Annotated in this window: 24 protein-coding genes; 16 read left to right on the top strand and 8 right to left on the bottom strand. The window is 67.4% G+C overall.

Annotated elements, in window-relative coordinates; genetic code table 11:
* Positions 1-76: 76 nt before the first annotated feature.
* From ppc to ACVENA_RS17920, 3 genes are all read right to left on the bottom strand, one after another.
* Positions 77-2,746 (bottom strand): phosphoenolpyruvate carboxylase, encoded by a 2,670-nt coding sequence (ppc, locus tag ACVENA_RS17930; RefSeq protein WP_449326491.1) that lies wholly within the window; start codon positions 2,744-2,746, stop codon positions 77-79.
* A gap of 64 nt (positions 2,747-2,810) precedes the next feature.
* Entirely contained in the window at positions 2,811-3,221 is a 411-nt protein-coding gene (locus tag ACVENA_RS17925) for a YbaY family lipoprotein (protein WP_449326490.1), read from the bottom strand.
* Positions 3,222-3,554: 333 nt separating this feature from the next.
* On the bottom strand, positions 3,555-4,121 hold the full coding sequence (locus tag ACVENA_RS17920; protein ID WP_257545671.1) for an HNH endonuclease: 567 nt from the start codon (positions 4,119-4,121) through the stop codon (positions 3,555-3,557).
* Between the two features lie 170 nt (positions 4,122-4,291).
* Between ACVENA_RS17920 and gluQRS the strand changes: the two genes are divergently transcribed.
* The 8 genes from gluQRS to ACVENA_RS17880 all read left to right on the top strand — a co-directional run bounded on the left by gluQRS (position 4,292) and on the right by ACVENA_RS17880 (position 11,244).
* Complete coding sequence (gene gluQRS / locus ACVENA_RS17915; RefSeq protein WP_449326489.1) at positions 4,292-5,149, top strand: tRNA glutamyl-Q(34) synthetase GluQRS; 858 nt, start codon at positions 4,292-4,294, stop codon at positions 5,147-5,149.
* A 10-nt stretch (positions 5,150-5,159) separates the two neighbouring features.
* Positions 5,160-5,384, top strand: coding sequence for an HIG1 domain-containing protein (locus ACVENA_RS17910; RefSeq protein WP_297664209.1), 225 nt, complete (start codon positions 5,160-5,162; stop codon positions 5,382-5,384).
* A 136-nt stretch (positions 5,385-5,520) separates the two neighbouring features.
* The gene (locus ACVENA_RS17905; protein ID WP_449326488.1) at positions 5,521-6,102 is read left to right on the top strand and encodes a cob(I)yrinic acid a,c-diamide adenosyltransferase; all 582 of its coding nucleotides are present in this window, start codon (positions 5,521-5,523) and stop codon (positions 6,100-6,102) included.
* Between the two features lie 131 nt (positions 6,103-6,233).
* Positions 6,234-7,538 carry an ergothioneine biosynthesis protein EgtB gene (gene egtB / locus ACVENA_RS17900; RefSeq protein ID WP_449326487.1) on the top strand — a complete coding sequence of 435 codons (1,305 nt, stop codon included), beginning with the start codon at positions 6,234-6,236 and terminating at the stop codon, positions 7,536-7,538.
* Positions 7,539-7,540: 2 nt separating this feature from the next.
* Positions 7,541-8,527, top strand: a complete 987-nt coding sequence (gene egtD, locus ACVENA_RS17895; RefSeq protein ID WP_449326486.1) for an L-histidine N(alpha)-methyltransferase — start codon at positions 7,541-7,543, stop codon at positions 8,525-8,527.
* A 147-nt stretch (positions 8,528-8,674) separates the two neighbouring features.
* The gene (locus ACVENA_RS17890) at positions 8,675-9,541 is read left to right on the top strand and encodes a 3-hydroxyacyl-CoA dehydrogenase NAD-binding domain-containing protein (protein WP_449326485.1); all 867 of its coding nucleotides are present in this window, start codon (positions 8,675-8,677) and stop codon (positions 9,539-9,541) included.
* Positions 9,542-9,598: 57 nt separating this feature from the next.
* Positions 9,599-10,087 (top strand): hypothetical protein, encoded by a 489-nt coding sequence (locus ACVENA_RS17885; protein ID WP_449326484.1) that lies wholly within the window; start codon positions 9,599-9,601, stop codon positions 10,085-10,087.
* Between the two features lie 14 nt (positions 10,088-10,101).
* Positions 10,102-11,244 carry an epoxide hydrolase family protein gene (locus tag ACVENA_RS17880; protein WP_449326483.1) on the top strand — a complete coding sequence of 381 codons (1,143 nt, stop codon included), beginning with the start codon at positions 10,102-10,104 and terminating at the stop codon, positions 11,242-11,244.
* Here the strand turns inward: ACVENA_RS17880 and ACVENA_RS17875 are convergent.
* A complete protein-coding gene (locus tag ACVENA_RS17875) occupies positions 11,239-12,558 on the bottom strand; it encodes a NupC/NupG family nucleoside CNT transporter (RefSeq protein ID WP_449326482.1) in 1,320 nt (439 codons plus the stop codon). The two genes, ACVENA_RS17880 and ACVENA_RS17875, sit on opposite strands and share 6 nt — an antisense overlap.
* 506 nt (positions 12,559-13,064) lie before the next feature.
* Between ACVENA_RS17875 and ACVENA_RS17870 the strand changes: the two genes are divergently transcribed.
* From ACVENA_RS17870 to ACVENA_RS17845, 6 genes are read left to right on the top strand one after another with little or no spacing between them, the layout of a single operon-like run.
* Complete coding sequence (locus ACVENA_RS17870; RefSeq protein ID WP_449326481.1) at positions 13,065-13,712, top strand: queuosine precursor transporter; 648 nt, start codon at positions 13,065-13,067, stop codon at positions 13,710-13,712.
* A complete protein-coding gene (gene argB / locus ACVENA_RS17865; protein ID WP_449326480.1) occupies positions 13,709-14,617 on the top strand; it encodes an acetylglutamate kinase in 909 nt (302 codons plus the stop codon). The genes ACVENA_RS17870 and argB overlap by 4 nt, the downstream gene beginning before the upstream one ends.
* A 39-nt stretch (positions 14,618-14,656) precedes the next feature.
* The gene (locus tag ACVENA_RS17860; RefSeq protein WP_449326479.1) at positions 14,657-14,965 is read left to right on the top strand and encodes a YggT family protein; all 309 of its coding nucleotides are present in this window, start codon (positions 14,657-14,659) and stop codon (positions 14,963-14,965) included.
* A gap of 1 nt (position 14,966) precedes the next feature.
* Complete coding sequence (gene folD / locus ACVENA_RS17855; RefSeq protein WP_449326478.1) at positions 14,967-15,860, top strand: bifunctional methylenetetrahydrofolate dehydrogenase/methenyltetrahydrofolate cyclohydrolase FolD; 894 nt, start codon at positions 14,967-14,969, stop codon at positions 15,858-15,860.
* On the top strand, positions 15,860-16,531 hold the full coding sequence (locus ACVENA_RS17850) for a hypothetical protein (protein WP_449326477.1): 672 nt from the start codon (positions 15,860-15,862) through the stop codon (positions 16,529-16,531). Before folD ends, ACVENA_RS17850 begins: the two co-directional genes overlap by 1 nt.
* Positions 16,528-17,157 (top strand): MarC family protein, encoded by a 630-nt coding sequence (locus tag ACVENA_RS17845; RefSeq protein WP_257545642.1) that lies wholly within the window; start codon positions 16,528-16,530, stop codon positions 17,155-17,157. Before ACVENA_RS17850 ends, ACVENA_RS17845 begins: the two co-directional genes overlap by 4 nt.
* A gap of 46 nt (positions 17,158-17,203) precedes the next feature.
* On the opposite strand, the gene ACVENA_RS17840 is transcribed toward ACVENA_RS17845, so the two are convergent.
* Positions 17,204-17,893 carry an OmpA family protein gene (locus ACVENA_RS17840; protein WP_449326476.1) on the bottom strand — a complete coding sequence of 230 codons (690 nt, stop codon included), beginning with the start codon at positions 17,891-17,893 and terminating at the stop codon, positions 17,204-17,206.
* 234 nt (positions 17,894-18,127) lie between these two features.
* Between ACVENA_RS17840 and ACVENA_RS17835 the strand changes: the two genes are divergently transcribed.
* On the top strand, positions 18,128-19,450 hold the full coding sequence (locus ACVENA_RS17835; RefSeq protein ID WP_449326475.1) for a hemolysin family protein: 1,323 nt from the start codon (positions 18,128-18,130) through the stop codon (positions 19,448-19,450).
* A gap of 50 nt (positions 19,451-19,500) precedes the next feature.
* Here ACVENA_RS17835 and ACVENA_RS17830 read toward each other — a convergent pair whose 3' ends face one another.
* The 3 genes from ACVENA_RS17830 to purD all read right to left on the bottom strand — a co-directional run bounded on the left by ACVENA_RS17830 (position 19,501) and on the right by purD (position 22,329).
* On the bottom strand, positions 19,501-19,944 hold the full coding sequence (locus ACVENA_RS17830; RefSeq protein ID WP_449326474.1) for a hypothetical protein: 444 nt from the start codon (positions 19,942-19,944) through the stop codon (positions 19,501-19,503).
* 312 nt (positions 19,945-20,256) lie between these two features.
* Positions 20,257-20,907, bottom strand: coding sequence for a hypothetical protein (locus ACVENA_RS17825; RefSeq protein ID WP_449326473.1), 651 nt, complete (start codon positions 20,905-20,907; stop codon positions 20,257-20,259).
* 144 nt (positions 20,908-21,051) lie between these two features.
* Positions 21,052-22,329, bottom strand: a complete 1,278-nt coding sequence (gene purD / locus ACVENA_RS17820; protein WP_449326472.1) for a phosphoribosylamine--glycine ligase — start codon at positions 22,327-22,329, stop codon at positions 21,052-21,054.
* Here purD and xseA point away from each other — a divergent pair.
* Positions 22,328-23,746 (top strand): exodeoxyribonuclease VII large subunit, encoded by a 1,419-nt coding sequence (xseA, locus tag ACVENA_RS17815; protein WP_449326471.1) that lies wholly within the window; start codon positions 22,328-22,330, stop codon positions 23,744-23,746. The genes purD and xseA overlap by 2 nt on opposite strands.
* The last annotated feature ends 54 nt before the right edge of the window (positions 23,747-23,800 follow it).

Genomic DNA, 23,800 nt, shown 5'->3' with positions numbered 1-23,800 from the left:
GAGGCCGGGGTCTCGCCTTATCGTGTTGACGCACCGGCGAGATCCCGGCCTTCGCCGGGATGACGGAAGGAAGGGTCTACCCGCTGTTCCTGAGCGCCGTTGCGATCGCGTTGATCGTGAGCTGGATGCCCTCGGCGATGCGCGGGTCGGTCTCCCCGGCACGGTGGCGCTTCATCAGTTCGATCTGGAGCAGGTTGAGCGGTTCGATATAGGGCAGCCGTAGCCGGATCGACGCCTCCAGCGCCGGATTCTTCTCGAGCAGCCGCGACTGGCCGGTAATCGTCAGCAGGCCGTCGTGTGCGCGGTTCCAGCCGTCGCGGACGCGCGTGAAGATCGTGTCATGTCCGTCGACATGCGCCGCCAGCTCGGCATAGCGCGCCGCGATTCCCATGTCGGATTTCGCGAGCACCATCTCCATATTGTCGAGCAGCGCGGCGAAGAAGGGCCAGCTTTGCGCCATGTCGGCGAGCAGCGCCTGGTCGCCGAACGCCGCGAAGGCCTCGCCCGTCCCGTACCAGCCGGGCAGCATCGTGCGCGCCTGCGCCCAGCTGAACACCCAGGGAATCGCGCGCAGATCCTCGATCGCGGTCGATTTGGTGCGGCTCGACGGGCGCGATCCGATCTTGAGCCCTGCGATCTCGGCGATCGGGGTCATCGCGCGGAAGAAATCCTTGAACGCCGGTGTGTCGTAGACAAGGCCGCGATACGCCCCGAACGCGGTGTCCGACAATGCGTCCATCGCCGCGGTGAAGCGGTCGCAGTTGGCGGCGTTCAGCCCTTCGGGTTCCAGGCTAGCGAGCAGGCTCGCCGACACCATCGCCTCCAGATTGGTCGCCGCGCTGTCGGCGGTGCCATATTTGGCCGCGATCACCTCGCCCTGCTCGGTGATGCGGATGCGGCCCTGCACCGTTCCCGCGGGCTGCGCGCGGATCGCCGCGAAGGCGCTGCCGCCGCCGCGCCCGACCGCGCCGCCGCGGCCGTGGAAAAGCTGCATCGCGCTGCCCGCGGCGTCGAACACCGGCGTCAGCGCGTCCGACGCCTGGTGCAGGCCCCAGGTCGAGGTCAGATAGCCGCCGTCCTTGTTCGAATCCGAATAGCCGATCATCACTTCCTGATGCCCGCGCGCGGCGACCTGCGGCGCGATTTCGGGCAGCGCGAAATAGCGCGCCATGATCGCGGGCGCGTCATCGAGGTCGGCGATCGTCTCGAACAGGGGCACGACCATCAGCGTGTCGGCGCCCTCGGCCGACCACAGCCCCGCCTCGCGCGCGAGGACATGGACTTCGAGCAGGTCGGACAGGCTTTCGGCCTTGCTGATGATCCATTGCACGATCGCGTCGGGGCCCAGCCTGGCGCGGATCGCGGCGGCGGCGTGGACGATCGCGAGTTCGCCCGCGCTTTCGTCGCTCCACTGGTGCCACGGCGCCGCGAGCGGGCGGTTGACGCCGAGCTCGCGGCGCAGCAGCGCGACGCGCGCTTCCTCGTCCAGCGCGAGATAGTTGCTCTCGACCCCCGACACCTTGAGGAGTTCGGCGAGCACGCGCTCGTGCACCGCGCTGTTCTGCCGCATGTCGAGCGTCGCGAGGTGGAAGCCGAAGACCTCGACCGCGCGGATCAGCCGCCCGAGCGCGCCGATCCCCGCAAGCTGCCCCTCGCCGCTCGCCGACAGGCCGTCGGCGATGGTGACGAGGTCGCGGCGAAAATCAGCGGGGGTGCGATAGGCGTCGCCCGCCAGCGCCGACGGGCGCGGCGGCGCAGCGCCGACGATGCCAGCATAAGTGGCGCATATCCGCGCGTAAATGCCCGACAGCGCGCGGCGGTAGGGCTCGTCGCTGCGGCTCGGCGCGGTGTCGCCGCTCGTCTCGGCCAGCGCCTCGACCGCGGCGGGAACCGGCGCCAGCGCCGACGACACCGACAGCTCGGCGCCGAGCGCATGGACCGCGTCGGCATAATGGCCGAGCACCGCGGCGGCATTGCGGCTCGTTGCCATGTGCAGCGTCTCGGCGGTGACAAAGGGGTTGCCGTCGCGGTCGCCGCCGATCCAGCTCCCGACGCGCAGGAAGCTCGCCGGGCGCGTCTCCAGCTCCTTTTCCCAGCGCGCGTAGAGCCGCGGCACCACGGGCAGGAAGACATCGCGCAAATAAGTGAGCGCATTGTCGATCTCGTCGGCGACGAACAATTTCTCGGTGCGTAGCGGCCGCGTCTGCCACAGCAGCACGATCTGGCGGCGGATCGCATCCTCGATCCCATCGCCTTCGGGGGTCTCCTCATGCCCTGCGTCGCGCAGCCGCATCAATTCGGCGACGCGGTTCTTGTGGTCGAGCACCGACTTGCGCCGCACCTCGGTCGGGTGCGCGGTCAGCACCGGCGCGACGAGCGCGGCGTCCAGCAGCGCCGCCACCGCGTCGCGGCCGATCCCGTCACCCTTCAACTTGTCGAGTGCCGCGGCGACGGTCGCCTCGGGCTCGGCGGCGACGCCCTGCCGGTCCTCGGCAAGGTTGGCGAGCATCGAAAAGAGCATGAAGCCGCGCACGAAAGCGATCGTGTCGTCAAGACTCAGCGCGTCGAGCCCCGGATCGATCGCCTCCGCCCCCGCGATGCCGCGATGCCTGTCGACGCTCGACGAGCGGATATATTCGGTCTGCCGGAACAGTTTCTCGCCGCCATAGGCGCGGATGACGTCGCCGAGGATGCGCCCGAGATAGCGGATGTCGGGGTTCTGGCTGATCTGGATTGGTGGGCCCATGGGCCGAGGTTGCTGCACCGCAGCAGACGCTACGTCAAGCGGCGCATAGCTATGCCGCGAAAGATCAGTTCGTCTTGACGAGGGTCAACATACCCATGTCGATCGTCGGCCGACCGTCGAACGTAACGGAGTTGCGCGTGTCGGTGATGAACATGAGCCGCCCCGACGCATCGCTGATCCGCGCCGAGACGGCATAGCTGTGCCGCGGGTCGAGGAGGCGCTGATCGACGGTCAGCGAAAAGGCGAACGGCACTTGCCGCCCGTCGGCGGTGAACGACTGCTGTGCGATCGTCTTTGACGGCGCGTCCATCAGGCTGACGTCGTCGAGCCGGATTTCGACCTGCGCGGTCGGCGGCAGCGCCATGCGCTCGCGATAGGTGATGGTGCCGGTCACCGAGACCGGCCGCTCGGACGGCATGAGCGTCGCGCAGGCGGCAAGCGGCAGGGTGACGAGGGCGGCGGCGAAACGGAGCATGATCTTTTCCTTTCCTGCCTGCTTATGCTCTGCGTAACCCTTCTGCGGCGTGAACGGCAGGGAACAGGAGTGAAGAGGACGATATTCGCGCAGAGACGCAGAGATCGCAGAGAGGTTGGATTTGGTTCACGCGGAGACGCGGAGGCGCGGAGAGGTTAGGGCCTGCCGCGAAGCGGCCTTATCTTGCGACCTATTGGAAGACCGGGATGGAGAGACAGGAAAGAGGCCTGTCAGCCTGAGCCAAAATCTCCGCGTCTCCGTGTCTCCGCGTGAACCAAAATTCTCTGCGGCCTCTGCGCGAATATCCTTCTGTCCGCCCCGTTCGGGTTCCCGTCAGCCTTCCAGTTCGACATCCCAGTAAAGCCAGTCGATCCAGCTTTCGTGCAGATAGTTCGGCGGAAAGGCGCGGCCATTGTCCTGAAGCTGCCAGCTCGTCGGCCGCCACGGCTGGCGATAAAGCGGCATGTGCGCCTGCTGCGGCGTGCGCCCGCCCTTTTTGAGGTTGCACGGGGCGCAGGCGGTTGCGACATTCTCCCACGTCGTCCGCCCGCCGAGCCGACGCGGCACGACGTGGTCAAAGGTCAGATCCTTGCCCGACCCGCAATATTGGCACGCGAAACGGTCGCGCAGGAACAGGTTGAAGCGGGTGAAGGCCGGGTGCTGCGACGGCTTCACATATTGGCGGAGCGCGATCACGCTGGGGATCGGCATCGTTCGCGTCGGCGAATGGATTTCGCGCTCGTAATTCTCGACGATGGTGACGCGGTCGAGGAAAACCGCCTTGACCGCGGTCTGCCACGGCCACAGGCTCAAGGGGTAATAGCTGAGCGGCGTATAATCGGCGTTGAGCACCAGCGCGGGACACGAATCGGGATGCCGGGCGAGATCGGGATGGAACATGGCTTTACGACGCTGCCCCCTTTGCTGCGCGGGATGGCGCGCCACTGCCGTTCCCAAGTGACAGCGTCATTACATCACGCATATGATTCTGACGTCAAGGGGGCATCTGCCGCAAGATATGGAATGATTCGCGCAGGCGCGGCACAGCATATGGATTCGCGCGCGCGCCCATGCTGACCCGTTTCGCGCCCAGCCCGACGGGAGAACTGCACCTCGGCCATGCCTATAGCGCGGCGCTCGCCCACGGTGCGGCGCGCGAGGCGGGCGGGCGTTTCCGCATCCGCATCGACGATATCGACGGCAGCCGCTCGCGCGAAGATCATATCGCCGCCGCACTCGCCGACCTCGAATGGCTGGGGCTCGACTGGGACGGCGATCCGGTGCGCCAGTCGCGTCATCTCGGCGACTACGCCGCGGCGCTTGACCATCTGCGCGCGCGCGGCCTCGTCTATCCCTGCTTCTGTACCCGCGCCGACATCGCCGCGAGCCTCGCCGCGCCGCACGGGGCGCCCAACGGCGCCGCCGTCTATCCCGGCACCTGCCGCCACTTGCCGGCGGTCGAGCGCGAGCGCCGCCTCGCGGGCGAGGCGCATTGCTGGCGGCTCGACATGGCGCGCGCCGCAGCGCTCGCGGGCGATCTTGGCTGGGAGGAGGCGGGGCGGGGGACACGCGCCGCCGATCCCGCCGCGCACGGCGACGTCGTCCTCGCGCGCAAGGACGCCCCCGCCAGCTATCATCTCGCGAGCACGATCGACGACGCCGCGATGGGGGTGACGCATGTCATTCGCGGCGCCGACCTGGTCGCCTCGACCGACGTCCACCGGCTGCTCCAGGCGCTGCTGGGGCTCGCGACCCCTGTCTATCGCCACCATGGTCTCGTCTGCGGTCCCGACGGACGGCGGCTCGCGAAGCGCGACGCCGCCGCCTCGCTGGCCGCATTGCGCGACGCCGGGGTCGATGGGCCGGCGCTCGCGGCCGATTTGCTTCGCGAGCGGCTTCCCGCTGGATATTCGCTGCAAATTCCCTAAATAGGATCTCATGCAGATCTTGCTCGTCCTTGCGGTCGTCGTGGCGGCCGGCCTCGTCCTCTTCTCGCTTGCGCGCGGGCTCATCTATTTCGCCAAGGGGCATCAGGCCGCGCTCGACGGCACGATCCACGAAAATCAGGTGATGCAGAACCGGATGATGATGGCCCGCGTGAAGTGGCAGGCGATCACCATCATCCTGCTCATCATCATCGGCGTGACCGCTGCCGGCAGCTGATCGAGGCGCTTCCTTTTCCCGTTCGTGTCGAGCGAAGTCGAGACACCCATCGACCTTGCGCCGGCCCGAGGGGCATCTCGACTTCGCTCGATGCGAACGGAGTGGGATGATCGTCTAAACTTCCGGACTGTCCGACATGGTCAAACTCAACAAGATCTATACCCGCACCGGCGACGGCGGCACTACCGGCCTCGTCGACGGCTCGCGCATCGCCAAGTCGGCACCGCTGATGGCGGCGGTCGGCGACGTCGACGAAGCGAACAGCGCGATCGGCCTCGCCGCCGCCGCGCTCGACCCGGCGAGCGACGAGGCAGCGATGCTCTCGCGCATCCAGAACGAATTGTTCGACCTCGGCGCCGACCTCGCGACGCCGCCCGACAGCGAACGCGGCTTCGGTCCGCACGACATGGCGCTGCGCATCGTTCCCGGCCAGATCGCGCGACTGGAGGAAGAGATCGACCGCATGAACGAAGCGCTGGAATCGCTTCGCAGCTTCATCCTCCCCGGCGGCACCGAAGCCGCTGCGCGGCTCCACCTCGCCCGCGCGGTCACCCGCCGCGCCGAACGCGCCGCGGTCGCCGCCGGTGCGGAGCGCGACCTCAACCCGCTCGCGCTCTCCTATCTCAACCGCCTGTCGGACCATCTCTTCGTGCTGACGCGGCACATCAACGCCGCCGTGGGCGGCGACATTCTCTGGAAACCCGGCGCGACGCGCTAAACACGCCGTGGCCCCCGACTGCGTGGGGGGCAATGAATCATGTTCCCTAAATGTTCTAGACATTCCCCCGCGCCGTAACCATATTCGCCCCCGCAGCGAAACCGAATCACCTTCCGGGGGATTGTCTCACTATGGCCAGCCGCACCGACGCATCGCCCGCTATTGACCCGCAGGGCGACCTGGCCCGGCGCTTCGCCGCGACCCGGCGGCTGTCGCTCGACCTCGTGGCGCCGCTCTCCGATGCCGATGCGAGCGCGCAGTCGATGCCCGACGCTTCGCCCGCGAAATGGCACCTCGCGCACACGAGCTGGTTCTTCGAGACGTTCGTGCTGCGCGACCATCTGCCCGGCTATCGCGCGTTCGACGATCGCTACGCCTATCTCTTTAACAGCTATTATGAGGCCGAGGGGCCGCGCCATGCGCGCCCGCGCCGCGGCCTGCTGACGCGGCCGTCGCTGGACGAGGTCCGCATCTGGCGCGCGCATGTCGACGCCGCGGTGCAGAGCGCGCTGCCCGATCTGCCCCCCGCCGCGCGCGCGCTGGTCGAGCTCGGCATCCACCACGAGCAGCAGCATCAGGAATTGCTGCTCACCGATATCAAGCATCTGTTCGCGCAGAACCCGCTCGGTCCGGCGGTATGGCCGCGCGAAACCGCAATCGCGAGTGAAGTTGCGCAGTTTTCTGCGCCTCTCACACCCGCAGCCAAAAGCGCGGGCGCGCTCCAATGGGTCCGCGGCGTGGAAGGCGTGGTGTCGGTCGGCCACGACGGCGATGGCTTCGCATTCGACTGCGAACGCCCGCGCTTTTCGTCGCTGCTGACCCCGCACGCGCTCGCCAGCCGCCCGGTGACGAACGGCGAATGGCAGGAATTCGTCGCCGACGGCGGCTATCATACCCCGTCGCTGTGGCTCAGCGACGGCTGGGCGTGGGTGCAGGCGGAGGATGTCGAAGCGCCCGCTTATTGGCGCGACGGACATTATTTCACCCTGTCGGGCTGGCAGGCGATCGACCCCGCGGCGCCGGTGACCCACATCAGCTTTTTCGAGGCCGATGCTTTCGCTACCTGGGCCGGCGCACGTCTGCCGACCGAACAGGAGTGGGAGGCCGCGGCGGCGGCCTGCGACCCGCAGGGTGGCCAGCAACTCGGCGCGGCCGGGCCGGTGCAGCCCGAAACCGCCTCCGCCGACACAGGCTTGCAACAGATGTTCGGCAGCGTGTGGGAATGGACCGGCAGCGCCTATCGCCCCTATCCCGGCTTCCGCGCCGCGCCGGGTGCGGTCGGCGAATATAATGGCAAGTTCATGAGCGGGCAGTTCGTGCTGCGCGGCGGGAGCTGCGCGACCCCGCGCGGGCATATGCGCGCCAGCTACCGCAATTTCTTCTATCCCCACCAGCGCTGGCAATTCACCGGCGTTCGGCTCGCGAAAGACCTCTGATCATGGGTATCGTGCGTCAACTTCGGCAGATTTCCGCCGACGACAGCGGCGTCGACCCCGCTTTCCGCGCCGACGTCCATGCCGGTCTGGCGCAGCGGCAGAAGGCGATTCCCGCGCGCTGGTTCTACGATGCGACCGGCTCGGCGCTGTTCGAGGATATCACCGCGCTGCCCGAATATTATCCGACGCGCAGCGAGACCGATCTGCTGACGCGCCACGCCGCCGACATGGCGGCGGCGATCGGGCCGGGCCGCGCGGTCGTCGAGCTCGGCTCGGGCAGCTCGACCAAGACGCCCTTGCTGCTCCAGGCGATCGATCCTGCCGCTTATGTTCCGGTCGATATCTCGGGCGACTTCCTGCGTGACAGCGCGACCGCGCTCGCGGCGCGCTTTCCGGGGCTTCCCATCTATCCGGTCGAGGCCGATTTCACCCACAAGGTCGATTTGCCGCGCGAGATCGCCGCGCTGCCCAAGCTCGGCTTCTTTCCCGGCTCGACGATCGGCAACATGGTCGCACGCACCGCGATCGACCTCTTGCGCGGCTGGCGCGCCGCGCTCGGCGACGGGGCGCTGCTCTTGATCGGAGTCGACCGGATCAAGGATGTCACGACGCTCGAACTGGCCTATGACGATCCTGCGGGAGTCACCGCGGCGTTCAACATCAACCTGCTCGAACGCATCAATCGCGAGCTGGACGGGACGATCCCGGTCGATAATTTCACGCATCGGGCGAGCTGGAACGATGTGCACGCGCGGATCGAAATGCATCTCGTCGCCGCGTGCGACATGGAATTCGCGGTCGACGGAAGCGCCTATGCGATGGCGAAGGGCGAAACGATCCACAGCGAGAACAGCCATAAATACGGCCCCCGCGACGCAAACCTGCTGCTCCGCGCGGGCGGCTGGACCCCGGTGCGGACCTGGGACGATGTCGATCCTGCTTTCGCGCTGATCCTGGCCGAAGCGACCGAGTTCCGCTCCGCCCCTTGACGCCATCGACCGATCACTTAGGGCAGCCATCCACTATCGTCATCCCGGCAAAGGCCGGGATCTTGCCGTTTCCGTAGAACGCATCGGTGAGATCCCGGCCTTCGCCGGGATGACGGACAAGGGCTTCTTTTTTTGGGAGATTGAATCATGATCGTCGGTGTTATCGGGGCAGGGCAAATGGGCGCGGGGATCGCGCAGGTGTCGGCGGGTGCCGGCCACGACGTGCTGCTCGCCGACATCGACATCGCCCGCGCCGAAGCGGGCAAGGCCGGTATCGCAAAGGCGCTCGGCCGCCTTGTCGCCAAGGAAAAGATGACGCAGGCCGACGCCGACGCGCTGCTCGGCCGCATCACGCCGGTCGCGGACCATGCCGCTTTCGCCCCCGCCGACCTCGTCGTCGAGGCCGCGACCGAGCGCGAGGAGATCAAGCGCGCGATCTTCGCCAGCGTCGGCCAGCATCTTTCGGACACCGCGATCCTCGCCAGCAACACCAGTTCGATCCCGATTACCCGCCTTGCGCAGGCAGCGCCCGATCCGGCGCGCTTCATCGGCGTTCATTTCTTCAACCCGGTGCCGGTGATGGGCCTGATCGAGCTGATCCGCGGCCTCGCCACCAGCGACGCAACGCTCGCGGCGGTGGAGGCCTATGGTCGCGGACTTGGCAAGGAGATCGTCCATGCGAACGACGCGCCGGGGTTCATCGTCAACCGCGTGCTGATGCCGCTGATCAACGAAGCGATCTTCGCACTCGGCGAAGGCGTCGCGACGATGCAGGACATCGATACCGGCTGCCGCCTCGGCCTCAACCATCCGATGGGGCCGATCACCCTCGCCGACTTCATCGGCCTCGACACCTGCCTTGAAATCATCCGCGTGTTGCAGTCGGGCACCGGCGACCCGAAATTCCGCCCCGCCCCGCTGCTCGTCCAATATGTCGAGGCGGGCTGGGTCGGCAAGAAGGCGGGACGCGGCTTCTACGACTGGACCGGGCTGGAGCCGGTGCCGACGCGCTAAAAAGGGCGCGCGGTCTTCGCGGCCGGGGATATGATGACGGGCAAAGGGAGATTCGCCATGATTCGCGTCTTCGCCGCCAGCCTGCCCCTTCTCGCTTTCGCTGCCGCCGCGCCGCTCCACGCCCAAGAGGGTGCGCCCGAGGATTCGACGGTGAAGGGCACCGCGAACAGCGTCACCGAACCCTTCGACGGCAAGGAGGTGCCGCCCAAGCTGCAGGCGGTCGTCGGGGCGCCCTATTCGCTCGCCGGGCTCGGCAAATGCGCGGCGATCATCCGCGAGATCACCGAACTCGACGCCGTGCTCGGCCCCGACGTCAACCAGCAGGTCGACAAAAGTCTGGCCAAGAAGCGTGAGGAGACCGCCGGCCGCGTCGCGGGCAGCGTCGCGGGTTCGGTCATCCCCTTGCGCGGGCTGATCGGCGAAGTCACCGGCGCCAATGCCGAACGCCGCCGCTATGCCGAGGCGGTCTATGCCGGGACGGTGCGGCGCGGCTTTTTGAAGGGCGTCGGGCTCGAACGTGGCTGCAAGGCTCCGGCGCGGCCCTGAGCGGGGAGAATGTGATGCAGGTCGCCGACATCCGTCCCTTCACCATCGACGTGCCGCAGGCGGCGCTCGACGACCTTGCGGCGCGGCTCGCGAACACGCGCTGGCCCGAGAAGGAGACGGTGGACGACTGGGATCAGGGCGTCCCGCTCGCCTATGCGCAGCAGCTCGCGGCTTACTGGCGACAGGATTATGATTGGCGCAAGGTCGAGGCGCGCCTCAATGCGCTGCCCAATTATCTTGCGACGGTCGACGGGCTCGACATCCATTTCCTGCACATCCGCTCGGCCAATCCCGCGGCGCGGCCGCTCGTGCTGACGCATGGCTGGCCGGGGTCGGTGCTCGAATTCCTCGACGTGATCGCGCCGCTGTCGGCCGACTATCATCTCGTGATTCCGTCGCTGCCGGGCTACGGCTTCTCGGGCAAGCCGACCGAAGCCAAATGGAACGTCGAGCATATCGCGGCGGCGTGGGACGCGCTGATGCGCGCGCTCGGCTATCCGCGCTATTTCGCGCAGGGCGGCGACTGGGGCAGCGCGGTGACGTGTGCGATCGGCATGAATCATGCCGACCATTGCGCGGGCATCCACGTCAACATGGTCGTCGGCGCGCCGCCACCCGATCTGATGGCCGACCTGACCGACGCCGAAAAAACCTATCTCGCGCGCTTCCAATGGTATCAGGCGAAGGACAGCGGCTATTCGACGCAGCAGGCGACGCGGCCGCAGACCCTCGGTTACGGCCTTGCCGATTCGCCGGTCGGGCAGATGTGCTGGATCGTCGAGAAATTCCACGGTTGGACCGATTGCGGGCACGGGTCCGGCGGGCAGTCGATCGGCGGGCACCCTGAAAAATCATTGTCGCGCGATACGATGCTCGACGATGTCAGCCTGTATTGGCTGACCAACAGCGCGGCGTCGTCGGCACGGCTCTATTGGCATAGTTTCCGCAGCTTCGCAGCGGGCGAAATCCAAGTCCCGACCGGATGCAGTCTGTTTCCGAACGAAATCATGCGCCTGTCGCGCCGCTGGGCTGACCGGCGCTACAAAAATATCGTCCATTGGAACGAACTGCCCCGCGGCGGTCATTTCGCCGCGTGGGAGCAGCCCGATCTGTTCGTGGAAGAGGTGCGGACAGCGCTGGCGAAAATGGCGCTATAGTGACTTTGCAGGGGCGGCCGGGGCCGGAGCCGCGATAGCCGCCGCCGCAGCAGCTGGCGGCGGCGCGGCAGGAGGAGCGATACCCAGCATCAGTCCCGCGAGGGCCGCCGACATCAGGTTCGACAGGCTGCCCGCGAGCAGCGCTTTCAGGCCCAGCTTGGCGATCATCGGCCGCTGACCGGGCGCGAGGCCGCCCGTTACCGCCATCTGGATCGCGATCGAGCTGAAATTGGCGAAGCCGCAGAGGGCAAAGGTCGCGATCGCGATCGACGCGGGCGACAGGCCCGCCTGCATCTTGCCGAGGTCGATGAAGGCGACGAATTCGTTGAGCACGATCTTGGTGCCGAACAAGCCGCCGACCGCGCCGCTTTCGTCCCACGGCACCCCCATCAGCCACATCACGGGGCGAAAGATCGTGCCGATGATCGCCTGGAACGACAGGTCGGGGTATCCGAACCAGCCGCCGATCCCGGCGAGCAGGCCGTTGGCGAGCGCGACGAGCGCGACGAAGGCGAGCACCATCGCGCCGACCGCGACCGCGAGCCGGACGCCGGTCTGGGCGCCCTGCGCCGCCGCCATGATGATGTTCGCGGGCTTTTCCTCGTCGTGGCTCGCCTCGGGCATGATCACGGGTTCGATGCCCAGATCCTTGGGATCGTCGGGCATCATGATCTTTGCCATCAAGATGCCGCCGGGCGCCGACATGAAGCTGGCGGCGAGGAGGTAAGGCAGCAATTGCTCGCCGATCATGCTCGCATAGGCGCCGAGGATCGTCCCCGCGACCCCTGCCATGCCGACGGTCATCACCATGAAGAGCTGCGACGGCGTCAGGCTGGCGAGATAGGGGCGGATGACGAGCGGGCTTTCGCTCTGCCCGACGAAGATGTTCGCCGCGGCGCCCAGGCTTTCGACCTTGGTGATGCCGGTGATCTTCTGGATCGCGCCGCCGACCCATTTGATCACGAGCTGCATGATGCCGAGATAATAGAGGATCGAGATCATCGAGGCGAAGAAGATGATGACGGGCAGCGCCGAGATCGCGAAGCTGGTTCCGCCCATCTCGGGTCCGGCGAGCGGGCCGAAGATGAAGTCGGTGCCCGCCTTGGCATAGCCGAGCAGGTTGGAGACGCCGCCCGACATCGCCTGGATGATGCTGCGCCCCCAGGGGGTGCCGAGCACGAGCAGTGCGAAACCGGCCTGCAGCAGAAAGGCGGGAATGACGATGCGCGGCCGAATCCAGCGGCGGTTGGAAGAGAAGAGCAGGGCGATCGCAAGCAGTGCGACGATGCCGAGCAGACCGATCAGGCGTTCCATGAAAAAAGTGCGTCCCCCCGCAAGTTTGTTGGCCCTGTCTAGCGGGCTTTGGCGGCGGGGCAAGAGTGTGCGGCATGGCGCGGTGCCGGTTCGGGATGGCGCCAGGAAAGGCGAAGATTGGGAACGGCCGTTTTCGACCGGAAGCGGACCGACCTTACATCGTCATCCCGGATCGAGTCCGGGATGACGAGAGTCTGAAAGTCGCGCTCAGTATCTCTTATCGTCGTCATTCCCGCGAAAGCGGGAACCGGATGCGTTCAGCACAGCGCGAAGCCCCAATCGAAGGCTGCAATAGGCTGAACTTTCCTGAACTTTGGAATTGCGACGTCGCCTTCGTACAGACCGGCTCCGCGCCACGACGACGCACGAAGGCAGGGCATCTCCCCACCCCAAGGCGGATATTCGCAGGGGCTTCGCAATCCAGCCAGCCTCCATTGTCTCGACGCGTGTCCGCGCCATTGTTTCCCGGTCTTTCCAGCGTCCGCAAAACCGACTATCGGGCGCCGATGGAAACTGGCTCTTCGCGCGTCATCGCGCCCTCGTTGCTGCTGTTCGCGATCCTCTATGGCGGCATGGTTCCGCTCGGCGGCTTTCTGGGCGCGAAGCAGGTCGCGCTCGGGCCGCTCGCGGTCGAGGCCGGGATTTTCCCCTTCCTGACGCTGATCGCCATATCGAGCGGCATCGCCGAACTGCACGGGCGCGTCGTGGCGGACCGGATGGTGCGGCTGGGCTTCATCCCGCTGGTGCTCGCAATCATCCTTGCCTTGTTCGTCCTCCAGCTTCCGACCGATGCCGGGATGTACGAGCCTGCGAAAGAGGCCTTTCCGATCATCGTCGGGCAAAGCTGGCGGATGATGGCGGCCGGAATCATCGCCTATGGCGTTTCGGTCAGCCTCAACGTCTGGATCTTCGCGCGGATGACCGCGAACAACGGCCGGCTGCTGCCGCTCCGCGGTTTCATCGCCGCGGCCTTGAGCCAGATCGTCGACACGCTGATCTTCATCACGATCAGCTTTTACGGCGTCCGTCCGATCGGCGACCTGATGCTCGGCCAGATGATCGCCAAGGTCGTGCTGTCGGCGGTGATGGTGCCGCTGCTCGTGATGGCGGTCGTCGCCATCGGCCGCAAACTCGACGCGAACAACCCTGGATGACGCCCGTGACCGACCCTTCGAAAATGCCCGACCTGCTCGCCAAGGCCGAAACGCTCGTCGAGGCGTTGCCCTATCTGCAACGCTATGCCGGCGAGACCTTCGTCATCAAATATGGCGGCCACGCGATGGGCGACCCCGAGGCGCAGCGCGACTTCGCCGAGGATGTGGTGTTGCTGAAAGCCGTCGGGATCAACCCGGTCGTCGTCCATGGCGGCGGCCCGCAGATCGGCCGGATGCTCAAGCAGCTCGGGATCGAATCGACCTTCGTCGGCGGGCTGCGCGTCACCGATGCCGCAACCGCCGAGGTCGCCGAGATGGTGCTCGCGGGCAAGATCAACAAGGAGATCGTCGGCTGGATCGCCGGACTCGGCGGCCGCGCGGTCGGCATTTCGGGCAAGGACGCCAATCTGGTGCTCGCCGAAAAGGTGACGCGCAGCGAGCCCGACCCCAATTCGGGGATCGAGCGCCACGTCGACCTGGGCTTCGTCGGCGAACCGGTCGCGGTCGACCCGACGATCCTCACCAACCTTGCGAACGACAATTTCATTCCGGTGGTGGCGCCCGTCGCGCTCGGCGCTGACGGCGCGACCTACAACATCAATGCCGACACGATGGCGGGGGCGATCGCGGGGGCGCTGGGGGCGAAGCGCTTCTTCCTGCTGACCGACGTCGCGGGGGTGCTCGACAAGGCGGGATCGCTGCTCACCGATCTCGACCGCGCGGCGATCGACGCGCTGAAGGCCGACGAGACGATCACCGGCGGCATGATTCCCAAGGTCGAAACCTGCGTCGCGGCGGTCGACGCCGGGGTCGAGGCGGCAGTCATCCTCGACGGGCGCATCCCGCACGCGATGCTGCTCGAAATTTTCACCGCACGGGGTGCGGGCACGCTGATTCATCGCTAGGGTGCGGGCCGTGACCGACGCTTCTCGCCGGAGAATTTGATGTATCTGATGTTTCTGCAAATCCTGTCGATCCTCCTCAATGTGCTGTGGTGGATCATCATCGTGCAGGCGGTGATGTCGTGGCTGATCGCCTTCAACGTCATCAACACCCACAATGATTTCGTCGGCCAGCTCTGGTATGTGCTCGAGAGGATCACCGAGCCGCTCTATCGCCCGTTCCGGCGCATCATGCCCGACTTCGGCGGGCTCGACCTGACGCCGATGGTCGTGCTGATCCTGATCATCATCCTGCGCGGGCCGGTGATTTCCTATCTCTACACGCTCGGCGTCAATTCGGGAGCGATCTGAAATGACGGCTGACGTCATCGACGGCAAGGCTTTCGCGGCGGGGCTGCGTGCGCGGATTGCCGAGGCGGTCCCGGCATTCGAGGCCGCGACGGGCCGCGTTCCCGGCCTCGCCGTCGTGCTCGTCGGCGACGATGCGGCGAGCCAAGTCTATGTCGGTGCCAAGGGCAAGGCGACCGTTGCGGCGGGGATGAAGAGCTTCGAGTATCGTCTGCCCGCCGACGCGGCGCAGGATGAACTACTGGCGCTGGTCGTCCGGCTCAACGCCGACCCTGCGGTCGACGGCATCCTCGTCCAGCTTCCGCTCCCGAAGGGTTTCGACGAAAAGCGCGTGATCGCGGCGATCGACCCCGACAAGGATGTCGACGGCATCACCCCGACCAATGCCGGGCGGCTCGTGCTCGGCGCCGACGCACTCGTATCGTGCACGCCGCTCGGCTGCCTGATGATGCTGCGCGATTTGCTCGGCGACCTGAGCGGCCTCGATGCCGTGATCGTCGGCCGCTCGATCCTGTTCGGCAAGCCGATGGCGCAGCTTCTCCTCCAGGCCAATTGCACGGTGACGATGGCGCACAGCCGGACGCGCGACCTGCCTGCGGTGCTGCGCCGCGCCGACATCGTGATCGCGGCGATCGGCCAGCCCGAATATATTCGCGGCGATTGGCTGAAGGCCGGCGCGGTTGTCCTCGACGGCGGGATCAACCGGCTGCCGCCCGCGCCGGGCGAAGCCAAGGGGCGGATCGTCGGCGACGTCGCTTTCGACGAAGCCTTGCCGCACGTCCGCGCGATCACGCCCGTTCCCGGCGGCGTCGGCGCGACGACGATCGCCTGCCTGCTGCGCAACACGCTCGTCGCCGCGCATCGCCGCGCGGGGCTCGCCGATCCGGAGGGGGTCTGATGCGCCATATGTTCGCCGCCGCCGTGATGGTCTCGCTCCTCGCGGGCTGCGCGAGCGGGCCCGATCCGCGGAAGCGCCCGCTGTCGGCGAACCCGAGCGGCTATATCGCCGCCGAACTCGCCTTTGCGCGGCTGGCGCAGGACAAGGGGCAATGGACGGCGTTCCGTGAGACCGCGGCGCCCGAGGCCGTGATGTTCGTGCCGCAGCGGGTCAAGGCCCGCGACTGGCTGAAAGGACAGAAGGATCCGGCCGAGGCGGTGCGGTGGCAACCGCATGCGGTCTATGTAAGCTGCGACGGCAATGCCGGAGTGACGACCGGCGCGTGGCAGAAGGGGCCAGCGAACGGCTATTTCACCACCGCCTGGGTCCGCGATCCGATGAGCGGCAAGATCAACTGGGTGCTCGACCATGGCGACGACCTCGCGACGCCGCTCGCCGCGCCCGATTTCATCGAATCGAAGCAGGCCAAATGCGGCTCGCGCCCGGCGGTGCCGATCGAAGTGGGCGAGGAAGGCGACGACATGGCGGTCGGCCTGTCGCCCGACCAGACGCTGAGCTGGACCTCGACCGTTCATCCCGACCAATCGCGGCGCGTCACTGTCCGTCTGTGGGACGGCAAGGATATGAAGACCGTCATCGACAATCAGGTCGCGGCCCCGAAACAGCCATGATCGACCTCTTCATCTCGGCCTTCGTGACGCTGTTCGTCGTCATCGACCCGCCGGGCTGCGCGCCGATCTATGCCAGCCTGACGACCGGCGCGAGCGTGCAGCAGCGGCGGTCGATGGCGATCCGCGCGACGCTGATCGCCGGGGGCATATTGATCTTCTTCGCGATGTTCGGCGAAGCCTTGTTGTCCTTCCTGCACATCGACCTCGACAGTTTCCGCATCGCTGGCGGCATCATGCTGTTCATCATCGCGATCGACATGGTGTTCGAGAAGCGCACCGAGCGACGCGAGCAGCGCGCCGAGAAGATCAAGGCAACCCCCGAGGTCGAGGATGTCTCGGTCTTTCCGATGGCGATGCCGATGCTCGCGGGACCGGGGTCGATTGCCTCGGTGATGCTGCTCGTCGCCAAGAACAATGGGCTCGACCGGGCGCTGGTGATCTTTGGCGCGTTGCTGCTGGTGCTCGCGCTGACACTTGCGGCGCTGCTTGCGGCGGGGCCGCTGATGCGGCTGATCGGTAACAAGGCCGAGGCGGTGATCACCCGCCTGCTCGGCGTTCTGCTCGCGGCGCTCGCGGCGCAGTTCGTGATCGACGGGCTGAAGGCGAGCTTCCCGAGTTTGGGCTGACGCCGCTTTCCGCGAAGCGAAAAGCGGCGTCAGCCGGGGAAATGGCTTACCGCGCGTTGTTGACGTCGTTCTGCGTCACCGGGGCGATGCGGATTTCGACGCGGCGGTTGCACTGATAATCGGCCTCGCTGCGCTCGGGCGCGCATTTGAGCTGCGATTCGCCATAGCCCATCGTCGCCATGCGCGCGCGGTTGACGCCGCGGCTGGAGAGATAGTCGGCGACCGACGAGGCGCGGCGCTCCGACAGACCCTGGTTATAGCTGTCGCTGCCCTGCGAATCGGTGTGGCCGTAGACGTCGATATAGGTGCTCGGATATTCGGACAGGGTCGAGGCGACGCTGTCGAGCGCGCTGCGGAACTGCGATTTCACCACCGCGCTGTTGAGATCGAAGGTGACGTCGCCGGGCATGTTGAGCACAAGCTGGTCGCCCTGGCGCTCGACGTCGATGCCGGTGCCCGCCGTACGCTCGCGCAGCTTCTTTTCCTGCTGGTCCATATAATAGCCAACGCCCGCGCCGGCGACCGCGCCGATCCCGGCGCCGACGATCTTTTCGGTGCGGTCGTGGCGCCCGCCGACGAGATCGCCGAGCAGATAGCCGCCGAGCGCGCCGCCGACGCCGCCGATCGCGGCCTTGGAAATCGTCTGCTTGCCCGTTTCGGGATCGGTCACGCAGCCGGTGAGCGCGAGTGCGCCGATGCTGGCGAGGGCGGCGAGCTTGATCGTCTTGCTGTTCATGTCTTTGGCTCCCTTTATAGTGGCGGCCGCTTGCTGGCCCTGCGCACCGCCGTCCGTGTCGATAACATATGCCGCGCCAACTGGTTCCAGAATCCGGCTGAACCCCCGCTGAGCGGAGCCGCAAAGCGGAGTCATTGTGCTTTGCCGCCGCTATCGCCTATAGGGCGGAAATGACCCAAGCCGACAGGGGCCGGGCGCTCGCGCGCCGCATGGCCGCCCCCCGATGACCGCCCGATGAGCCCTTTCCCCTGGTCCGACGTCGCGATCATCGCGGTGCTGATCCTCCTCAACGGCCTGTTCGCCCTGTCCGAGCTCGCGATCGTCTCGGCGCGCGGGCCGCGTTTGCAGGCGGCCGAGAAACGCGGAAGCCGCGGCGCCAAGATCGCGCGCCAGCTCGCTGCCGATCCGGGGCGCTTCCTGTCGACGGTGCAGGTCGGCATCACGCTGATCGGCATATTGGCGGGCGCCTATTCGGGCGCGAGCCTCGGGCAGCCGGTCGCCGACCGGCTCGCGGCATGGTTCGGGATCGATGCCGAACATGCCCAGGCGGCGGGCTTTGCGGTCGTCATCGGCGTTACCACCTATTTCTCGCTGATCGTGGGCGAATTGGTGCCCAAGCAGTTCGCGCTGCGCGCGCCCGAACCGATCGCGATCGCGATGGCGACGCCGATGTTCTGGCTGTCGCGCGTCGCGGCGCCGCTCGTATGGCTGCTCGACAACAGCTCGGCGATCGTGTTCCGCCTGCTCGGTCTCAACCGCGAGTCCGAGGATCGGGTGACCGCCGAGGAATTGCACCTGATCGTCGCCGAGGCGTCGAAATCGGGCGTGATCGAGGAAAGCGAGCGCGCGATCATCTCGGGCGTTGTCCGCCTTGCCGACCGGCCGGTGCGCGAAGTGATGACGCCGCGCATCGACGTCGACTGGATCGACATCGCGTCGGACGACGACGCGGTGCGCGCGAAGCTGCTCGAAAGCCCGCACACGCGGCTGCCCGTCGCGCGCGGCTCGGTCGACGATATCGCCGGCATCGTCCAGGCGCGCGACATCGCGGGCGCGCTGTTCCGGGGCGAGACGCTCGACCTCGAAAAGCTGATTCGCCCGGCGAAGGTGATCCACGACCAGATCGACGCGATGGACGCGCTGGAAGGTCTGCGCGCCGCCGAGGTGCCGATGCTGCTCGTCCACGACGAATATGGGCATTTCGAGGGGCTGGTGACGCCCGCCGACCTGCTCTCGGCGATTGCGGGCGAATTCGCGTCGGATCAGGACATCGGCAGCGAGCCTTTCGTCACCGAGCGCGACGACGGTAGCCTGCTGATCGCGGGGTCGATGCCCGCCGACCAGATGGCCGAACGGCTGGGAATCGAACTGGGTGACGACCGCGACTATGCGACCGCGGCGGGGCATGCGCTGGCGATCCTCAAGCATCTGCCCGCCGAGGGCGAGAGCTTCACCGATCGCGGCTGGAAGTTCGAGATCGTCGACATGGACGGGCGCAAGATCGACAAGCTGCTGGTCAGCGAAATCCGCAAGCCGAAGGAGGACGAAGGCGAGTGACGCGCCGCTTTTGTCGCGCCTAAAGCGACAAAAGATACGGACGTGCGCCGTCATTCTGTCTCCTTTGTCGCTTTAGCGGGATTGGGCGGCGTCGCTTCGTCGCGCAAGGCGGCGTGGATAATGGCCATGTCGGGACCGCCGCTGACGTCGATCGCGCCGCCCTTGAGGACGCGAACCGTCGTCACGCCGTTGAGCGCGCGATCCATCGCGATGCTGTACTGATGCGTGCGCCCCATCGAAATCGCGCGGTCCCACGCGGCGGCAAAGCTGGCCGCTTCGGGGCGATCGCGGAGGCGATAGGCCGAGGCGCGGCCCATCCCGACGGCTTTCGCGGCCTTTCCCACTGAACCCATGGCTTCGAGCGCGCGGACGAAGCGCGCCTGCGTTTCGGGCGTCCAGCCGTCGGCGCGGTTGCGCTGCTGCGGCACCGGAGCGAAGGCGAGGCAGCTATCGGCGAGCAGCCGCGCGGGCGGAGGTGAAGCGGTGCGTTCCATCCGCCAGCTTGGAGCATGGCGGAACAATGTAGGAAAGGATTATCTGGCGGGTGAGGGGTAGACCGTTTCGGGGTGGGGAGCGGCCCCTTCCTGACTTTCGTCATTCCCGCGAAAGCGGGACCCCAGAGTGGGGTCAGCCGACGCACGCTCTGGGTTCCCGCTTTTGCGGGAATGACGAAGATAAGAGACGCTGAGCGCGACTTTCAGATTCTCGTCATCCCGGACTTGATCCGGGATCCATTCATCCGGCGCTGAGAGAATGGATCCCGGATCAAGTCCGGGATGACGATGTAAGGTAAGTCCGCACGGCCCCTATAATTCCCCACCCAGCGCGCCGTATTTGGCCTCGAAGCCCGCCTTGTCGCCGCGCGCGAGATAGCTTGCCTGGTCGACGATATTGTCGCGCGCGATGCGGCCCTGGAAGGCGCCGAGCTGCGGATCGATTGCCGCGATGTCGGCGTCGGTCCAGTCGGCGATCTGCTGGAAGCTGGTGACGCCGAGGCCGTTCAAAAGGCCGGCGAGCTTGGGGCCGATGCCTTTCAGGAGCTGGAGATTGTCGGTTTTCGCCGCGGGCGTTGGTGCAGGCGCGGGCGGCGGCGCGGCAGCGGCTGGTTCCGGCGCGGGAGTGGCGGGGACGGTGGGCTCTTCGGGAATTTCCGCCGCCGGTGCGGGGCGCGCGGGAGGAGGCGGTGTTTCGGCGGCGGGCGCCGGTGCGGCGGGCGTCGGCGCGGGCGGCGGCGGTGCGGCTGGCGCGGGCGCCGGTTCCTTCGGCTTGAAGCGCGCGGGTTCGGCGGCGACGATTTCGGGCTTCACCGCTTCGAGCGGCTTCTTCGGTTCGGCGGGCGGCGCGACCGGGGGAGCGATCTCCTCGGGCCTGTTGCGGCCGAACAGCCACCACAGAAGCACGACCGCGACGACGAGGCCGACGACCGCGATGATCATATTTTCCTGAAGCCATGCCATGATGCTCTCCCTGATTTCGCATCAACTTATTCGTGGGCTTTGCCGGCGTCTACCCGTTCGTCATCCCGGCAAAGGCCGGGATCTCGCCGATGCGTCATGGCGATAGGGTGGGATCCCGGCCTTCGCCGGGATGACGGGCTGGCTCTACTCGGTCTCGCGCGCGACCTCGCGCCAGCCGATGTCGCGGCGGCAGAAGCCGCTGGGAAAGTCGAGCTTGTCGACCGCGGCATAGGCGCGCGCTTGCGCCTCGGCGACGCTCTTGCCCGTCGCGGTGACGTTCAGGACGCGTCCGCCCGCCGCGACCAGCGTGCGGTCGTCGCGCGCGGTGCCGGCGTGAAAGACGCGCACGCCGCCCGCCTCGGCATCGGCGATGCGGCGGATCGCGCCGCCCTTTTCGGGGGTGCCGGGATAGCCCTTTGCCGCCATGACGACGGTCAGCGCATAATCGTGCGAAAAGACCGGCGGTTCGGCATCGGCGAGCGCGCCGGTCGCGGCGGCGTGGAGCAGCGCGGCGAAATCGCCCTTGAGGCGCATCATCAGCACCTGGCATTCGGGGTCGCCGAAGCGGCAATTATATTCGATCAGCTTCGGTCCCGCATCGGTGAGCATCAGCCCGGCGAAGAGGACGCCGACATAAGGTGTGCCCTCGGCGGCGAGCGCCGCGACCGTCGGGCGGACGATGCGGTCCATCACCGCCGCTTCGAGTTCGGCGGTCAGAACCGGCGCGGGGCTGTAGGCGCCCATGCCGCCGGTGTTGGGGCCGGTGTCGCCGTCGCCGACGCGCTTATGGTCCTGCGCGCTGCCGAAGGCGAGGACGTTCGTGCCGTCGGAGAGCGCGAAGAAGCTCGCCTCCTCGCCGGTCATATACTCCTCGATCACCACTTCGGCGCCCGCGCCGCCGAAGGCGCCGTCGAACATATCCTCGATAGCGGCCTCGGCGTCCGCGCGGGTTTCGGCGATGATCACGCCCTTGCCTGCGGCGAGGCCGTCGGCCTTGATGACGACGGGGATCGAAAAGCCGTCGAGCAGCGCGAGCGCTTCCTCGGCGGAGGTCGCGCGGGCGTAAGCGGCGGTGGGAATGCCGGCGCGCGCGCAGAGGTCCTTGGTGAAGCCCTTCGACCCTTCGAGCCGCGCGGCGGCCGCGCCCGGCCCGAATACCGGCACGCCGATTTCGCGCAGGCGGTCGGCGAGCCCGGCGACGAGCGGCGCTTCGGGCCCGACGACGACGAAATCGATCGCATGGGCGCGGACGAAGCCGATCAGCCCGTCGAGGTCGTCGGCGGCGATCGGCACGCACTCGGCGTGAAGTTCGACCCCCGGGTTGCCCGGAGCGGCATAGAGCTTGGCGCAGCTTGGCGATTGTGCCAGTTGCCAGCTCAGCGCATGTTCGCGGCCCCCCGACCCGATGAGCAGGATATTCATGGCAGTCCCTTTTCCCGATATGGCGTCCGGCGACGAGAGTGAAGCGCGGCTGTTAGCCGAGGCCGCACCGGGGGACAATGCTCCCGCGCTGTCGGTGAGCCAATTGTCCGCGGCGATCAAGCGCACCGTCGAGGACGGATTTTCCCGCGTGCGCGTGCGCGGCGAGCTGTCGGGCGCGAAGCGCGCGGCGTCGGGGCATTTCTATGCGGCGCTGAAGGACGACAATGCGCTGATCGATATGGTGATGTGGAAGGGACAGGCGGGCCGTCTGGCTTTCCGGCCCGAGGACGGGATCGAGGTGATCGCGACCGGGAAGCTCACCACCTATCCGGGGCGCTCCAAATATCAGCTCGTCGTCGACAGCCTCGAAGTCGCGGGCGAAGGCGCGCTGATGCTGCTCTTCGAGAAATTGAAGGCGCGGCTTGGCGGCGAGGGGCTGTTCGACCGCGAGCGCAAGCAGCCGCTGCCGCGCCTGCCGCGGATCATCGGCGTCGTCACCTCGCCGACCGGGGCGGTGATCCGCGACATTCTCCACCGCCTCGCCGACCGCTTTCCGACGCATGTGATCGTCTGGCCGGTGCTGGTGCAGGGCGAGGGCGCGGCGGCGCAGGTCGCGAAGGCGGTGCGCGGCTTCGACGCGCTCGCGCCCGGCGGGCCGGTGCCGCGTCCTGATCTGGTCATCGTCGCGCGCGGCGGCGGGTCGATCGAGGATCTGTGGGCGTTCAACGAGGAAGTGGTGGTGCGCGCGATCGCCGACTGCCGCATCCCGACGATCAGCGCGGTGGGGCATGAAACCGACGTCACGCTCGCCGACTATGTCGCCGACGTGCGTGCGCCGACCCCGACCGCCGCCGCTGAGCTGGCGGTGCCGGTGCGCGCCGAACTCGCCGCCGAGCTGGCGGCGCGCGGCGGGCGGATGATCGGCGCGGCGAGCCGCCATGCCGCGTTGGCGCGCGAGCGGCTGGTCGCGCTGGCGCGGCACCTGCCGAAGCGCGAGGCGCTCTATGCGCCGCAGCGCCAGCGGCTCGACGACGCGCAGGGGCGGCTCGACCGCGCGCAGCGGCACCGGCTCGCGGTGGTCGCCGAGCGGCTGGCGTCGCGGTCGGGGGCGCTGCGGCCGTCGCTGCTCGCACGAAGGCTCGACCGCGACCGCGCGCGGCTGGAGGGGCTGGAGCGGCTGTTCGCGTCGCTCGACCCGCGTGCGCTGCTGTCGCGCGGCTATGCGATGGTGCGCGATGCCGGGGGGGCGATCGTGACGAGCGCGGCCAAGGCGCGCGCCGCAGGGCATCTGCGGCTGCAGTTCGCCGACGGCGACGTGCCCGCCGAGGTCGCCGATGGCGACGCGCCGCCGCCCGCGCGGCGCCCCACGCGCAAGGCGCCGCCGGCGCCGGGCCGGGGGCAGGGCGAGTTATTCTGACCGGCGTGTTGTGACGGCAGGGGTGGTCCGCGTCCGCCCGGCTGCTATAGTCGG

The organism is Sphingopyxis sp. 550A (assembly GCF_053569535.1).
Note: the sequence above shows the minus strand (reverse complement) of the source record. Positions and strands in the feature narration are given on the sequence as shown.

Coding starts and splice junctions, on each gene's coding strand:
- ACVENA_RS17910 (WP_297664209.1), top strand. CDS start 5,160: ATGCAGATCTTGCTCGTCCTTGCGGTCGTCGTGGCGGCCGGCCTCGTC.
- ppc (WP_449326491.1), bottom strand. CDS start 2,746: ATGGGCCCACCAATCCAGATCAGCCAGAACCCCGACATCCGCTATCTC.
- egtD (WP_449326486.1), top strand. CDS start 7,541: ATGGGTATCGTGCGTCAACTTCGGCAGATTTCCGCCGACGACAGCGGC.
- ACVENA_RS17825 (WP_449326473.1), bottom strand. CDS start 20,907: ATGGCATGGCTTCAGGAAAATATGATCATCGCGGTCGTCGGCCTCGTC.
- gluQRS (WP_449326489.1), top strand. CDS start 4,292: ATGCTGACCCGTTTCGCGCCCAGCCCGACGGGAGAACTGCACCTCGGC.
- ACVENA_RS17860 (WP_449326479.1), top strand. CDS start 14,657: ATGTATCTGATGTTTCTGCAAATCCTGTCGATCCTCCTCAATGTGCTG.
- ACVENA_RS17845 (WP_257545642.1), top strand. CDS start 16,528: ATGATCGACCTCTTCATCTCGGCCTTCGTGACGCTGTTCGTCGTCATC.
- folD (WP_449326478.1), top strand. CDS start 14,967: ATGACGGCTGACGTCATCGACGGCAAGGCTTTCGCGGCGGGGCTGCGT.
- ACVENA_RS17870 (WP_449326481.1), top strand. CDS start 13,065: ATGGAAACTGGCTCTTCGCGCGTCATCGCGCCCTCGTTGCTGCTGTTC.
- ACVENA_RS17885 (WP_449326484.1), top strand. CDS start 9,599: ATGATTCGCGTCTTCGCCGCCAGCCTGCCCCTTCTCGCTTTCGCTGCC.
- ACVENA_RS17830 (WP_449326474.1), bottom strand. CDS start 19,944: ATGGAACGCACCGCTTCACCTCCGCCCGCGCGGCTGCTCGCCGATAGC.
- ACVENA_RS17880 (WP_449326483.1), top strand. CDS start 10,102: ATGCAGGTCGCCGACATCCGTCCCTTCACCATCGACGTGCCGCAGGCG.
- argB (WP_449326480.1), top strand. CDS start 13,709: ATGACGCCCGTGACCGACCCTTCGAAAATGCCCGACCTGCTCGCCAAG.
- ACVENA_RS17925 (WP_449326490.1), bottom strand. CDS start 3,221: ATGCTCCGTTTCGCCGCCGCCCTCGTCACCCTGCCGCTTGCCGCCTGC.
- ACVENA_RS17890 (WP_449326485.1), top strand. CDS start 8,675: ATGATCGTCGGTGTTATCGGGGCAGGGCAAATGGGCGCGGGGATCGCG.
- egtB (WP_449326487.1), top strand. CDS start 6,234: ATGGCCAGCCGCACCGACGCATCGCCCGCTATTGACCCGCAGGGCGAC.
- ACVENA_RS17920 (WP_257545671.1), bottom strand. CDS start 4,121: ATGTTCCATCCCGATCTCGCCCGGCATCCCGATTCGTGTCCCGCGCTG.
- ACVENA_RS17850 (WP_449326477.1), top strand. CDS start 15,860: ATGCGCCATATGTTCGCCGCCGCCGTGATGGTCTCGCTCCTCGCGGGC.
- purD (WP_449326472.1), bottom strand. CDS start 22,329: ATGAATATCCTGCTCATCGGGTCGGGGGGCCGCGAACATGCGCTGAGC.
- ACVENA_RS17835 (WP_449326475.1), top strand. CDS start 18,128: ATGAGCCCTTTCCCCTGGTCCGACGTCGCGATCATCGCGGTGCTGATC.
- ACVENA_RS17840 (WP_449326476.1), bottom strand. CDS start 17,893: ATGAACAGCAAGACGATCAAGCTCGCCGCCCTCGCCAGCATCGGCGCA.
- ACVENA_RS17905 (WP_449326488.1), top strand. CDS start 5,521: ATGGTCAAACTCAACAAGATCTATACCCGCACCGGCGACGGCGGCACT.
- xseA (WP_449326471.1), top strand. CDS start 22,328: ATGGCAGTCCCTTTTCCCGATATGGCGTCCGGCGACGAGAGTGAAGCG.
- ACVENA_RS17875 (WP_449326482.1), bottom strand. CDS start 12,558: ATGGAACGCCTGATCGGTCTGCTCGGCATCGTCGCACTGCTTGCGATC.